11 protein-coding genes and 1 tRNA gene are annotated in these 12,976 nt (G+C 62.2%); 10 read left to right on the top strand and 2 right to left on the bottom strand.

From position 1 onward, the window contains the following. Positions 1 to 2 precede the first annotated feature (2 nt). Genes pgaB through pgaD form a run of 3 tightly spaced genes read left to right on the top strand, consistent with a single transcriptional unit; the run spans position 3 to position 3,887 of the window. On the top strand, positions 3 to 2,000 hold the full coding sequence (gene pgaB, locus CAF80_RS19180) for a poly-beta-1,6-N-acetyl-D-glucosamine N-deacetylase PgaB (protein ID WP_085667628.1): 1,998 nt from the start codon (positions 3 to 5) through the stop codon (positions 1,998 to 2,000). 1 nt (position 2,001) lies between these two features. Then, positions 2,002 to 3,357 (top strand): poly-beta-1,6-N-acetyl-D-glucosamine synthase, encoded by a 1,356-nt coding sequence (gene pgaC / locus CAF80_RS19175; RefSeq protein ID WP_039772995.1) that lies wholly within the window; start codon positions 2,002 to 2,004, stop codon positions 3,355 to 3,357. Next, positions 3,354 to 3,887, top strand: coding sequence for a poly-beta-1,6-N-acetyl-D-glucosamine biosynthesis protein PgaD (pgaD, locus tag CAF80_RS19170; protein ID WP_039772993.1), 534 nt, complete (start codon positions 3,354 to 3,356; stop codon positions 3,885 to 3,887). The genes pgaC and pgaD overlap by 4 nt, the downstream gene beginning before the upstream one ends. Here the strand turns inward: pgaD and CAF80_RS19165 are convergent. Then, the gene (locus CAF80_RS19165; RefSeq protein ID WP_085667629.1) at positions 3,880 to 5,409 is read right to left on the bottom strand and encodes an FAD-dependent oxidoreductase; all 1,530 of its coding nucleotides are present in this window, start codon (positions 5,407 to 5,409) and stop codon (positions 3,880 to 3,882) included. The genes pgaD and CAF80_RS19165 overlap by 8 nt on opposite strands. A gap of 139 nt (positions 5,410 to 5,548) precedes the next feature. Between CAF80_RS19165 and CAF80_RS19160 the strand changes: the two genes are divergently transcribed. The 5 genes from CAF80_RS19160 (at position 5,549) to CAF80_RS19140 (ending at position 9,401) form a co-directional block, all read left to right on the top strand. Continuing rightward, positions 5,549 to 6,109 (top strand): YbhB/YbcL family Raf kinase inhibitor-like protein, encoded by a 561-nt coding sequence (locus tag CAF80_RS19160; RefSeq protein ID WP_074689365.1) that lies wholly within the window; start codon positions 5,549 to 5,551, stop codon positions 6,107 to 6,109. Between the two features lie 88 nt (positions 6,110 to 6,197). Continuing rightward, positions 6,198 to 7,889, top strand: a complete 1,692-nt coding sequence (locus tag CAF80_RS19155) for a VWA domain-containing protein (protein ID WP_085667630.1) — start codon at positions 6,198 to 6,200, stop codon at positions 7,887 to 7,889. A 29-nt stretch (positions 7,890 to 7,918) separates the two neighbouring features. Further along, positions 7,919 to 8,500: an RNA polymerase sigma factor gene (locus CAF80_RS19150; RefSeq protein WP_371916416.1), complete on the top strand. Its 582-nt coding sequence runs from the start codon at positions 7,919 to 7,921 to the stop codon at positions 8,498 to 8,500. After that, positions 8,497 to 9,111 (top strand): hypothetical protein, encoded by a 615-nt coding sequence (locus tag CAF80_RS19145; RefSeq protein WP_085667632.1) that lies wholly within the window; start codon positions 8,497 to 8,499, stop codon positions 9,109 to 9,111. The genes CAF80_RS19150 and CAF80_RS19145 overlap by 4 nt, the downstream gene beginning before the upstream one ends. Before the next feature lie 20 nt (positions 9,112 to 9,131). Next, the gene (locus CAF80_RS19140) at positions 9,132 to 9,401 is read left to right on the top strand and encodes a hypothetical protein (RefSeq protein ID WP_256578180.1); all 270 of its coding nucleotides are present in this window, start codon (positions 9,132 to 9,134) and stop codon (positions 9,399 to 9,401) included. A 65-nt stretch (positions 9,402 to 9,466) separates the two neighbouring features. Here CAF80_RS19140 and CAF80_RS19135 read toward each other — a convergent pair. Next, positions 9,467 to 9,543, bottom strand: a tRNA-Arg gene (locus CAF80_RS19135). A 443-nt stretch (positions 9,544 to 9,986) separates the two neighbouring features. Here CAF80_RS19135 and gabD point away from each other — a divergent pair. Beyond that, positions 9,987 to 11,429, top strand: coding sequence for an NADP-dependent succinate-semialdehyde dehydrogenase (gabD, locus tag CAF80_RS19130; protein WP_039772984.1), 1,443 nt, complete (start codon positions 9,987 to 9,989; stop codon positions 11,427 to 11,429). Between the two features lie 186 nt (positions 11,430 to 11,615). After that, on the top strand, positions 11,616 to 12,893 hold the full coding sequence (gene gabT, locus CAF80_RS19125) for a 4-aminobutyrate--2-oxoglutarate transaminase (RefSeq protein ID WP_007957613.1): 1,278 nt from the start codon (positions 11,616 to 11,618) through the stop codon (positions 12,891 to 12,893). Positions 12,894 to 12,976: the final 83 nt, after the last annotated feature.

Raw genomic sequence — 12,976 nt, 5'->3', positions numbered from 1 at the left:
AGATGCCTTTGATTTCGCGTTTCTTCCTTCTGCTGGGAGTGCTGCTGGTCAGCGCCTGCGCCCAGCAAGCCCCGGCCTTCGTGCCGCCGTCCGAGCGACCGCTGGCAGCCAATGAAAAGCCCTGGCCGAAAAACCACGTGCTGGGCATTGCCTACCATGACGTCGAAGATCGTGACCCCGATCAGGCGGTGGTGGCGGTGCGCACCGAGCGCCTGCTTGAGCAACTCGCCTGGCTGCGGGAAAACAACTACAAACCGGTGACGGTCGACCAGATCATGGCCGCGCGCAAAGGCGGGCCGGAACTGCCGCCCAAGGCGATCCTGCTCAGCTTCGACGACGGTTACTCAAGCTTCTACACCCGCGTGTTGCCGGTGTTGCGCGCCTACAACTGGCATGCGCTGCTGGCGCCGGTCGGCACCTGGATCGACACGCCGCTGAACCAGCCGGTGGATTTCGCCGGTACACCGCGTGCGCGCTCCGACTTCCTGACCTGGGCTCAGGTGCGGGAAATCTCGCAATCGGGTCTGGTGGAAATCGCCGCTCACACCGATGCCAATCACAAAGGCATTCTCGCCAACCCGCAAGGCAACCTGCAGCCGGCGGCCGCGACCCGCCGCTACGATCCGGTGAGCAAACGCTACGAATCCGAGGCCGATTTCCAGGCGCGGATCCGCGCCGACGTGCAGGCGATCTCGGAGAAGATCCGCAAGAACACCGGTAAGAAACCGCGCGTCTGGGTCTGGCCTTACGGCACGGCGGACGGCACGTCGCTGACCGTGGTCAGCGAAGAGGGCTATGAAATGGCCCTGACCCTCGATGACGGCCTCGATGCCCTCGACAACCTGATGAGCGGGCCGCGTTTCCTGGTCGCCTCTGACCCTGACGGCGAGCACTTCGCCAACAGCGTGGTCGGCGTGCAATCGGATTTCACCATGCGCGTGGTCCACGTCGATCTGGACAACGTCTACGACCCGGACCCGGCGCAGCAGGAAATCAACCTCGGCAAACTGATCCAGCGCATGGCTGACATGGGCGCCAACACGGTGTTCCTGCAAGCCTTCGCCGATCCGAAGGGCGATGGGCTGGTGCATTCGTTGTACTTCCCCAACCGTCATCTGCCGATGCGCGCCGACCTGTTCGACCGCGTCGCCTGGCAACTGCGTACCCGGGCTCACGTGAAGGTCTTTGCGTGGATGCCGGTGCTGAGTTTCGAACTGGATTCGAAGCTGCCACGGGTGACGCGCTGGGATCCGAAGACCGGCACGACCGCGGTCGACCCGGATCAATACAAACGCTTGTCGCCGTTCGATCCCGAAGTGCGGCGGATCATCGGTGAGATCTACGAAGACGTGGCACGCCTGACCTCGGTCGACGGCATTCTCTACCACGACGACGCGGTGCTTTCGGACTTCGAAGACGCCGGCCCGCAGGCGCTGAAGGCTTATGCCGCGAACGGTTTGCCGGACTCGATCGCCGCCCTGCGTGACGATCCGGAAGCCATGCAGCGCTGGACGCGCTTCAAGAGCCGCTACCTGATCGACTTCACCAATGAGCTGACCGCCAAGGTGCGCGCGATTCGTGGCCCGCAAGTGCTCACCGCGCGCAACATCTTCGCCGAGCCAGTGCTCAATCCGCACAGCGAAGCGTGGTTCGCGCAGAACCTCGATGACTTCCTCGGGACTTACGACTGGACGGCGCCGATGGCCATGCCGCTCATGGAAAAACAGACGTATGCGCAGTCCGGCCCGTGGCTCGAAGCGCTGGTGGCGAAGATCAAACAGCGCCCCGGTGCGCTGAATCGCACGGTGTTCGAATTGCAGGCCCGGGACTGGACGAAAAAGGACCAGACCGACATCGACGGCGCGCAACTGGCCGACTGGATGAGCCGCCTCAAGCGTCAGGGCGCCACCAGTTTCGGCTACTACCCGGACAACTTTCTCGAGAACCTGCCGGACCTGAAAACCGTGCGGCCTGCGCTCTCCAACAAATGGAACCCATGACATGCTGGATAGACTGCTGGCCCTGCTTGTTCTGGCGATCGTCCTCGGCGTCCCGCTGGGGCTGATCTTCCTGGTCACCGGGCAATTCCTGATGGACTTCGTGTTCTTCTACCCGCTGTTCATGTCCGGGTTGTGGATTTCCGGTGGCCTGTATTTCTGGCTGCACTGGGAACGGCACTGGCCGTGGAAGGACGACACCCTGCCGCCACCGCTGGAAGGCGAACCGCTGATTTCGATCCTGATCCCTTGCTACAACGAGGGCGACAACGCCGCCGACACCATCCACGCGGCGCTGGCGCAGCACTACCCGAACATCGAAGTCATCGCGATCAACGACGGCTCCAAGGACAACACCGCCGAAGTGCTGGATGCGCTGGCCAAGGAAGATCCGCGACTGCGCGTGCTGCACCTGGCGGAAAACCAGGGCAAGGCCGTGGCCCTGCGCATGGGCGCCATCGCTGCGCGCAGCGAATACTTGGTGTGCATCGACGGTGACGCGCTGCTGGCGCCGAACACCGCCGCTTACCTTGTGGCGCCGATGCTCGACAACGCACGACTGGGTGCGGTGACCGGCAACCCACGAATCCGCACGCGTTCGACCCTGGTCGGGCGAGTTCAGGTTGGTGAGTTCTCGTCGATCATCGGGCTGATCAAACGCACACAGCGGGTGTTCGGGCGGATCTTCACCGTGTCGGGTGTGATCGTCGCGTTCCGCCGCACCGCGCTGAACCGGGTTGGCTACTGGAGCCCGGACATGATCACCGAAGACATCGACATCAGCTGGAAGCTGCAACTGGACCACTGGAGCATCTTTTACGAGCCCCGTGCCCTGTGCTGGATCCTGATGCCGGAAACCCTGCGTGGTCTGTGGAAGCAGCGTCTGCGCTGGGCCCAGGGCGGCGCCGAAGTGCTGTTCAAGAACATTCGCGGAATCTGGCAGTACCGCCATCGTTACCTGTGGCCGCTGCTGTTCGAATACTGCCTGTCGACCGGTTGGGCGTTCACCTTCCTGTTGTCGGTGATCTTCTGGGCCGTCGGCAAGTTCGTGGTCATGCCTGAAGCGATTGCGGTCGATCACCTGATGCCGCCGGCGTTCACCGGTCTGCTGCTGGCGTTTGTCTGTCTGGTGCAGTTCGCGGTCAGCATCATCATTGACCGGCGCTACGAACCGGGCCTGGGCAAGACCATGTTCTGGGTGGTCTGGTATCCGATCGCGTTCTGGTTCGTCAGCCTGCTGACCACGCTGGTCAGTTTCCCCAAAGTCTTGTTCGGCCAACACCAGAAGCGTGCGCGCTGGGTCAGTCCCGACCGGGGTATCAAGCCGCTCGGGAACGATGAAGAGGAGGTTATCAAATGAAAATCATCCGGACCCGCCAACGGCCGTTTCTGGTGGTGGTCGATGCGTTCTTCACCGTGCTGGCCTGGATCGGCCTGCTGTATCTGCTGGCGCGCGGTTTATGGCCGCTGATCGAGACCCACGAAGGCGGGCCGCGCATCGACAATTCGGCGTTCGAAGCGCTTGGCACCTTGCAGATTTACCTGTGGGTGGCGCTGGTCAACGCGGTGATCCTGATCGGCTGGGCGCGCTATCAGCAACGCAAGAGCCGAAGCTTCGCCCAGCGCCGCCTGCCGTCCCCGGTGGTCGACGATGAAGGGCTGAGCCGCAGCTTCAAATTGTGCGACGAGCGCTTTCAGAAATTGCGCGGGCCGGGCGTGATGACCATCCACAACGATCAGGACGGCGACGTCAGCCAAGTGGTGCCGCATCTGTGGCCGGTTCAGCCGCAAGAGCTGCCACCACCGCTGGCCCCGCTGGAGCATCCTCGGGTGATATTTCTGCACGCCGAGGACGACGACAACCGCGAGCCGCTGAACCGGATCACCTGACGGCGCGAATCAGCCGCCAGGCTTCATCCATCGGCAGCGGCTGTTTCATGCGTTCGGCGAGCAGGGCCATCGCTCGTTCCTCTTCGCAGGCCACCGCCGCCACCACCACGCCCTTGCTCCCGAACAGCCCGATAAATGGCGGCTGTTCGGGTTCGCCGATGAATTCCACTGCGTCCCACTGCTCGGCGTGACCGAGATAGTCGTAGTTGCGGCCGAAATGCCAGGTCCAGAAATACGGCACGTCGAGATAATGCTCGTCGCCACCGAGCAGGTTGGCGGCGGCGATTCGCGCGTGCTGCTGGGCCAGGCGCCAGTGTTCGATGCGTTGTGGTTTGCCGTTCAACGGGAAGGTGGCGATATCGCCAATCGCCCATAGGCCGTCAGCCACGCGCAGGCTGGCATCGACCAACAGTGATTGATCGTCCTCGCGCGACAAGTCGACGAACGCTTCGGTGGCCGGATGTACGCCGATTCCCGCCAACACCAGATCCGCCGACAGGCGCAGGCCGTTGTCGAGCAACACCGCCTCGACCTTGCCATCGCCGGTGATCTCCCTGGCTTCGTGATCAGTGATGAATTTCACGCCGTTTTCTTCATGCAGCGCCCGGATCGCCTTGCCGACGGCTTCACCGAATTGCGCCGCGAAGGGAATCGCGTGACGGGCCAGCACCGTCACCTCGAGACCGTGTTGGCGCAAGGCTGAAGCACATTCAAGGGCAATGAAGCTGTCACCAATGATCACCGCGCGCTGGCCCGGTTGGGCGGCGTCCATGATGGATTGCGCCTGGGTTCTTGAGCGCAGGACAAACACCTGGGGCAGGTCGGCGCCGGGTAACTCCAATGCGTTGGGCGTCGCGCCGGTGGCCAGCACCGCCGCGCTGTAATGCAGTGTGCGGCCATCGCTCAGGTGAAGGGTTTTGGTATCGGCATCGAGCCCGGTGACCTCGCCTGAAACCCGGTTGATGTGCTGTTCGCGGTAAAAATCGTCATCGCGCAGCGGCGGGGTTTCCGCTGACGGCATTTCCCCGGACAGCACGAATTTGCTCAGCACCGTGCGGTCGTAGCCGGCGTCCGGCTCGCGGTCGATCAGCACGATTCGCCCGCCGAAGCCTTTTTCCCGCAGGGCGGCGGCGCAGGCCGTTCCCCCGGCACCGGCGCCGACGATCACAAAGGTGCGCGGATCGTCCTGCGGTGGGGTGTGCGGATCCGGCAACGGCTGGTCATCAACCCACACCTCGTCGCCGCGCAGTTCCAGCGGATAGCGCTTGAGGCTGTCCAGTGCCGGAGGTTCGCACAGGGCGCCATCTTCGGCGCGAAAGGCTGCCTTGTGCCACGGGCAGATCAGCCGGCCGTGGCACAACGCACCTTCCGCCAGCGGCGCGCCGGCGTGCGGGCATTGCCCCTGAAAGGCGCGCAACTGGCCAGCGGCGCGCAGCAGGACGATCTTGCAGTCGCCGATCTGCACCTCCAGCCCACGGTCTTCAGGCACATCGGCGAAACGGGCGACACGGTGCAGGGTCATGGTCGTGCTCCTCACAGGCATTTCTCTTACGAGTTTGGGCTGCATTGCGAGGTTCAGCCATTTCCCACTGCCACGGCACGAACGGTACGGCTATAGTTTGCAGGCCGACGAAGGCCCAACTGCACAAGGTGCTCCCGGAATGACCCGATTGACCTCTCTCAACCCTTGGCTGGCGGCCGTTGCCGTCGCCCTTTGCGTGCAGTTTCCGGCGCAGGCCCAGGAGCGTTTCACCCTCAGCATTCCCGGCGTGTCGGATAACCGCCTGTTCACCTCGGCGGCGGCCAGCGATGCAGCCGGTTGCGGCGGCAAGAACCAGTCGCCGGCCCTGAGCTGGAATGCCGGCCCGGCCGGAACCCTGAGCTACGCCATCGTCATGCACGATCCGGACGGCCAGAAAGGCGCAGGCGTCGATCACTGGGTTCACTACGGCATCAAGGCCACAACCCGGCAGATTCCCGCCGGCGTTGGAGCGAAATCGGCACTTGAAGGCGTCGGTGGCACCAACAGCAAAGGCACCACCAGCTACATCGGCCCGTGCCCGCCGGTGGGCGACAGCGCGCACCATTACATCATCCAGATCTATGCCCTGGATCTGGCCCCGGACGCCTTGCCTGCCGGCCTGACCCGCGCCCAGTTGATGGAAAAAATCAAAGGCCACGTGCTGCGCAACAGCAGTGCGGTGCGGCGCTATCACCGCTGAAAAAAATTTCGGCGAGGTTTAACCCGAACGCAAAGGGCTGCCCGTCTCAGGGGATGAATGGATCAATTCTTCCCCGAGGTCAGCCCCCATGTCCCTCCCTTCCACGTTTCTGCGCCCCCTTGCTGCCAGTGTGTTGCTGGTGGTTGCCGGTTGCGGTGTTTCCTCCAGCCCGGAAACCACCATCATGCCACCTCCGGCGCAGACTGAACTGAAATCCTCCGTGCAGCCTGAAGCGGTGATGGCCGACAGCGCGATGGCCAAACGCAGTGTACGGGCAGCGCCGATCGCCAGTTTTGCACCGATGCCGGCCAGTGAAAGTTATCCACAAGGCTATCGTGACGAACAACGCGAGCAGTACGCCAAGCTGGCCGACAACCCGATCCACAGCGTCGCCGAAACCCCGGTCTCGACCTTCAGTGCCGACGTCGACACCGGCGCCTACGCCAATGTTCGGCGACTGCTCAATCAGGGTCGACTGCCGCCGGAAGGCGCGGTGCGGCTGGAGGAGATGGTCAATTACTTTCCCTACGACTACGCGCTGCCGAGCGATGGCTCGCCCTTCGGCGTGACCACCGAACTGGCCGCTTCACCGTGGAACCCGCACACCCGCTTGCTGCGCATCGGCATCAAGGCCTCCGACCGCGCGGTGGCGGAACTGGCCCCGGCCAATCTGGTATTTCTGGTGGATGTGTCCGGCTCGATGGACCGCCCCGAAGGCTTGCCGCGGGTCAAAAGCACCCTGAAGTTGCTGGTCGATCAATTGCGCGAGCAGGATCGGGTTTCGCTGGTGGTGTATGCCGGCGAATCCAGAGTGGTGCTGGAGCCGACTTCCGGACGGGAAAAAGCGAAAATTCGCACAGCCATCGAGCAATTGACGGCCGGCGGCTCGACCGCTGGTGCTTCCGGTATCGAACTGGCTTACCAGATGGCGCAGCAGGCTTTCATCCCCAACGGCATCAACCGCATCCTGTTGGCCACCGATGGCGACTTCAACGTCGGCATCAGCGACTTCGACAGCCTGAAACAAATGGCTGTGGATAAACGCAAGACCGGGATTTCCCTGACCACCTTGGGTTTTGGTGTGGATAACTACAATGAACACCTGATGGAACAACTGGCCGATGCCGGTGACGGCAACTACGCCTACATCGACAACTTGCGCGAAGCGCGCAAGGTGCTGGTGGATCAACTCGGTTCGACCCTCGCCGTGGTGGCGAAAAACGTCAAGTTGCAGGTCGAGTTCAACCCGGCGCAGGTCAGCGAATACCGGCTGCTCGGCTACGAAAACCGCGCGTTGAAGCGTGAGGATTTCAGTAATGACAAGGTCGATGCCGGTGAAATCGGTGCAGGCCATACGGTGACGGCGTTGTATGAAATTGTCCCGACAGGCGGGAAGGGCTGGCTGGAACCGCTGCGTTACGGAAAAACCGATGCAGTGGTTTCCGAGAAGAAAGGAGAATTGGCCATGCTACGCGTGCGATATCAAAAGCCTGAGGGTGGGAAAAGTCTGCTGATCGAGCGGCCGATTGCCAATCAGGTGGCGCCGGCCAGTGAGGATCTGCGTTTTGCTGCCGCCGTCGCTGCGTTTTCCCAGCAACTCAAGGACGGCCGCTACACCGGCGAATTCAGCCTCAAGGACACCGAAGCCCTGGCCCGAGGTGCACGCGGCGATGACCGCTTTGGCCTGCGCAATGAGTTCGTGCAGTTGGTGGAGCTGGCGCAGAGCTTGCGCACGTCCACGGCCTCCAACGCAATGTCCACCGAGCGACGGATTGAATAGTGAGCCGCCTCAAAGGCTTTATCACACAGCTGTTTACCTCCGCCGACAGCCTTGAGGCCAGCAGCGATGAATCGCTGCTGGCCCGGTATCGCGAGGGTGACGGCAAGGCGTTCGAGATCCTGTACGCTCGTCATCGGCAGAGTCTTTACCGGTTTCTGCTCGGTTTGAGCGGCAAACTGGAACTGGCCGACGAGGTTTTCCAGGAGACCTGGCTGAGCCTGATCCGCAGTGCCAGTCAGCCACAAGGCCGGGCGACCTTTCGTACATGGTTGTTCCAGATTGCCCGCAATCGCCTGATCGACCACTGGCGCAAACACGGCGCCCGGCAACCGTTGCATGACAGCTACGACGAGCAATTCCACGCTGTCAGCGACGACGCCTCCGATCCCGAACAACTGCTCAACCTCAGCCGCGACAGCCAGCGCCTGGAGAGCGCCCTGCAATCCTTGCCCGCCGACCAGCGCGAAGTGTTCCTGCTGCGCGCCCATGGCGACCTCGACCTGGCGCAAATCGCCAGCCTCACCGAAACACCGCTGGAAACCGTCAAGAGCCGCTTGCGCTACGCCCAGCAAAAATTGCGTCGGCTGCTGGCCGAGGAGGTACTGACATGACGGACGCCCGCCCGACACCCGAAGAGCAAGTGCTCAAGCACGTGCGCGAACAGCACAACGCCGAACCGCCGGCGCATCTCGACGCGCTGATCCTCAACGCCGCCCGCCGTGAAACCCCGGCGCTACGGCAGAGTCTCTGGCAACGCTGGCTCAAGGCCTGCCAGACACCGCGCTACCAGGTGGTTTTCGCCAGCCTGGTCGGCATCGCGCTGATGCTGTCGCTGGTGCAACGCACGCCGGAGCCCGCCGCTCAATACGATTTCGCCCCCGCCGCGAAACCGGCCGCGCCCGTGGCCCGCCAGGAGGCCCGATCGTTGTCGGCCCCCGCTGGCGCGCTTTCTGCGCCAGCTCCAGCAATGGCTCCCGCACCAATGGCGGAAATGGCTGCACCGATGCAGAGCGAATCGATCAGCGCCGAAACGGCAGACGAAGCCAAGGTCAGCAAGCGCGCCGCCGCCCCGGTCAACGGTCTCGACGCGCAACTGCGCGAGGTCCTGCGCCTGCGCGAGTCCGGCCAGTCGCAAGCGGCTGACACCCTGTTCAACAACTTGCACAAGCGCTACCCGAACGTGAATCTCGACCTGCGGCTGGAAAAAATCCGCAAGAACTGACCGTATCAGCCATCCGCCATTTGGCATTGACCCGCAAAAACGCGCACTATCGGGTCATTGCCGATGCGCTGGAGGATGCCGTGGCCCAAAAAATCGACCGCATCGCCCAAATGCTCAACTGCCCGGTGAAGGGTGAGGAACTGCGGCGGGCAGTGACGGAGAGTCGCAAGGAGTTTCTTCTGGCCAAACAGGCCGAAGAGGATCTGGAGCAAGACGTTCTCGATGATGAGTTGATCGAGGACGAAGAAGGCGATGATGAATACGACGAGTTTGACTGGACGACGGAGTGAGTCGCCAGCCAGCAGGCACAAAAAAGCCCCGGACCTTGCAGTCCGGGGCTTTTTCGTTTTGTTCATGGCGCACCAGGCGGGATTCGAACCCACGACCCCTGCCTTCGGAGGGCAGTACTCTATCCAGCTGAGCTACTGGTGCAGCGGGCGACATCATACCTAGGTCGGCTCGGGGCGTCCATGCCGGGTTTTGGCGTGGATTGTCAGTGCAAGTGTCGGTTGGAAAACCCTGCATTCCATAAAGCTGTAACGTCCTGCAAAAGGCTCGCTTGGCGCTTTGGGGAGGCTGTTCTATGGTTTCCCTGCGATCGGGGCTGTTGGTACGTTGATCTGAAATGTTCAGCAATTGCGGCGTTTTTGTTCTTTTTTTCGAACGCCCTATTGTCCTCCAACCCCTTTGAACCTAGGATTCGTTTGAGATTTCAAACGCTCCTTATCCAGGTGCTGAGCCGCACGCGTTTCGAGTCGTGCGCTATTCATGTGCCAGCCCGGTGAATGATTTCCCTGACGGCAGCCTTGCGAGGCGCCTTTCTACAATCATAATTTTGCTCCGCGCCTTGCGCGGTGCTGTTAAGGAAAGCCGACATGCAGCTTAAAGACACCCAGTTGTTCCGCCAGCAAGCCTTCATCGATGGCGCATGGGTCGACGCGGACAACGGTCAGACGATCAAGGTCAACAACCCGGCCACTGGCGAGATTCTGGGCACCGTGCCGAAGATGGGCGCTGCCGAAACCCGCCGCGCCATCGAAGCCGCCGACAAGGCGCTTCCGGCCTGGCGTGCACTGACCGCCAAGGAGCGTGCAGGCAAACTGCGTCGCTGGTTCGAACTGATGATCGAGAACCAGGATGACCTCGCTCGCCTGATGACCCTCGAACAAGGCAAACCACTGGCCGAAGCCAAGGGCGAAATCGTTTACGCCGCTTCGTTCATCGAGTGGTTCGCCGAAGAAGCCAAGCGCATTTACGGCGACGTAATTCCGGGCCACCAGCCGGACAAGCGCCTGATCGTGATCAAACAACCAATCGGCGTGACCGCTGCCATCACCCCGTGGAACTTCCCGGCGGCGATGATCACTCGTAAGGCAGGTCCTGCGCTGGCCGCCGGTTGCACCATGGTGCTCAAGCCGGCTTCGCAAACGCCGTTCTCCGCATTCGCTCTGGCCGAACTGGCCCAGCGCGCCGGCATCCCTAAAGGTGTGTTCAGCGTGGTCTCCGGCAGCGCCGGCGATATCGGCAGCGAGCTGACCAGCAACCCGATCGTGCGCAAACTGTCCTTCACCGGCTCGACCGAAATCGGTCGTCAGCTGATGTCGGAATGCGCCAAGGACATCAAGAAAGTCTCCCTGGAACTGGGCGGCAACGCGCCGTTCATCGTGTTCGACGACGCGGACCTGGATAAGGCCGTCGAAGGCGCGATCATTTCCAAGTACCGCAACAACGGCCAGACCTGCGTCTGCGCCAACCGTCTGTACATTCAGGATTCGGTCTACGACGCGTTCGCCGAGAAGCTGAAAGTGGCAGTCGCCAAGCTGAAGATCGGCAACGGTCTGGAAGAAGGCACCACCACCGGCCCGCTGATCGACGAGAAAGCCGTGGCCAAGGTGCAAGAGCACATCGCTGACGCGGTGAGCAAAGGCGCAACCGTTCTGGCCGGTGGCAAGCCGATGGAAGGCAACTTCTTCGAGCCGACCATCCTGACCAACGTGCCGAAAGACGCGGCGGTGGCCAAGGAAGAAACCTTCGGTCCGCTGGCGCCGCTGTTCCGCTTCAAAGACGAAGCCGAAGTGATCGCGATGTCGAACGACACCGAGTTCGGTCTGGCCTCGTACTTCTACGCTCGCGACCTGGGCCGTGTGTTCCGTGTGGCTGAAGCCCTGGAATACGGCATGGTCGGCGTCAACACCGGGCTGATCTCCAACGAAGTCGCGCCGTTCGGCGGCATCAAGGCCTCGGGCCTGGGTCGTGAAGGCTCCAAGTACGGCATCGAAGATTACCTGGAAATCAAATACCTCTGCCTGGGCATCTAAGCCTCGGTAGAAGATCGCTGTAAACGCAAAGGGCACGAGAGCGCTGTCCCTTTGCGTCGTTTCAAACCGGAATTTTCTCTGCGGCCGGGAACGCCGTGGCAGTCGATCATCGCATGCTGCCGCCGCCGATTCCTCCCGCTTTATCCTTGAACCACGCCGCCCGATGAGCGGCGAATGAGGACTGCAATGAGCAAGACTAACGCTGAACTGATGGCCCGTCGTACCGCAGCTGTTCCACGTGGTGTTGGCCAGATTCACCCGATCTTCGCCGAGTCCGCGAAGAACGCGACCGTGACCGACGTTGAAGGTCGTGAATTCATCGACTTCGCCGGCGGCATCGCCGTACTGAACACCGGCCACGTGCACCCGAAAATCATCGCCGCCGTGACCGAGCAGCTGAACAAGCTGACCCACACCTGCTTCCAGGTGCTGGCTTACGAGCCGTACGTCGAGCTGTGCGAGAAAATCAACGCTCGCGTACCGGGCGACTTCGCCAAGAAAACCCTGCTGGTGACCACTGGTTCCGAAGCCGTTGAAAACGCCGTCAAGATCGCCCGTGCCGCCACTGGCCGCGCTGGCGTGATCGCCTTCACCGGCGCTTACCACGGTCGCACCATGATGACCCTGGGCCTGACCGGTAAAGTCGTGCCTTACTCGGCCGGCATGGGCCTGATGCCAGGCGGCATCTTCCGCGCGCTGTACCCGAACGAACTGCACGGCGTGAGCATCGACGACTCGATCGCTTCCATCGAGCGCATCTTCAAGAACGACGCCGAGCCGAAAGACATCGCCGCGATCATCATCGAGCCTGTGCAGGGTGAAGGTGGTTTCTACGTCGCACCGAAAGAGTTCATGAAGCGTCTGCGCGCCCTGTGCGACCAGCACGGCATCCTGCTGATCGCTGACGAAGTGCAGACCGGCGCTGGCCGTACCGGCACGTTCTTCGCCATGGAACAGATGGGCGTTGCTGCCGACCTGACCACTTTCGCCAAATCCATCGCTGGCGGCTTCCCGCTGGCCGGTGTCTGCGGCAAGGCCGAATACATGGACGCCATCGCGCCAGGCGGCCTGGGCGGCACCTACGCCGGTAGCCCGATCGCTTGCGCCGCGGCCCTGGCCGTGATGGAAGTGTTCGAAGAAGAAAAACTGCTGGACCGCTGCAAGGCTGTCGGCGAGCGTCTGGTCACCGGCCTGAAAGCCATCCAGGCCAAGTACCCGGTGATCGGCGAAGTCCGTGCCCTGGGCGCCATGATCGCGGTCGAGCTGTTCGAAAACGGCGACAGCCACAAGCCAAACCCGACTGCCGTCGCGGCTGTCGTGGCCAAGGCGCGTGACAAGGGCCTGATCCTGCTGTCCTGCGGCACCTACGGCAACGTGCTGCGCGTCCTGGTACCGCTGACCTCGCCGGACGAGCAACTGGACAAAGGCCTGGCGATCATCGAAGAGTGCTTCTCGGAGCTGTAATCCGCAGCACCGTGTGATCGGATCGACAAAAAACCCGCTTCGGCGGGTTTTTTCATGCCGGGAGAAACACCTGCGCGGTTTTC

The sequence above is a fragment of the Pseudomonas sp. B34(2017) genome, assembly GCF_002112915.1.
GTDB lineage: Bacteria > Pseudomonadota > Gammaproteobacteria > Pseudomonadales > Pseudomonadaceae > Aquipseudomonas > Aquipseudomonas pharyngis.
The sequence above is the reverse complement of the archived record's forward strand: the minus strand, read 5'-3'. Positions and strand labels throughout refer to the sequence as shown.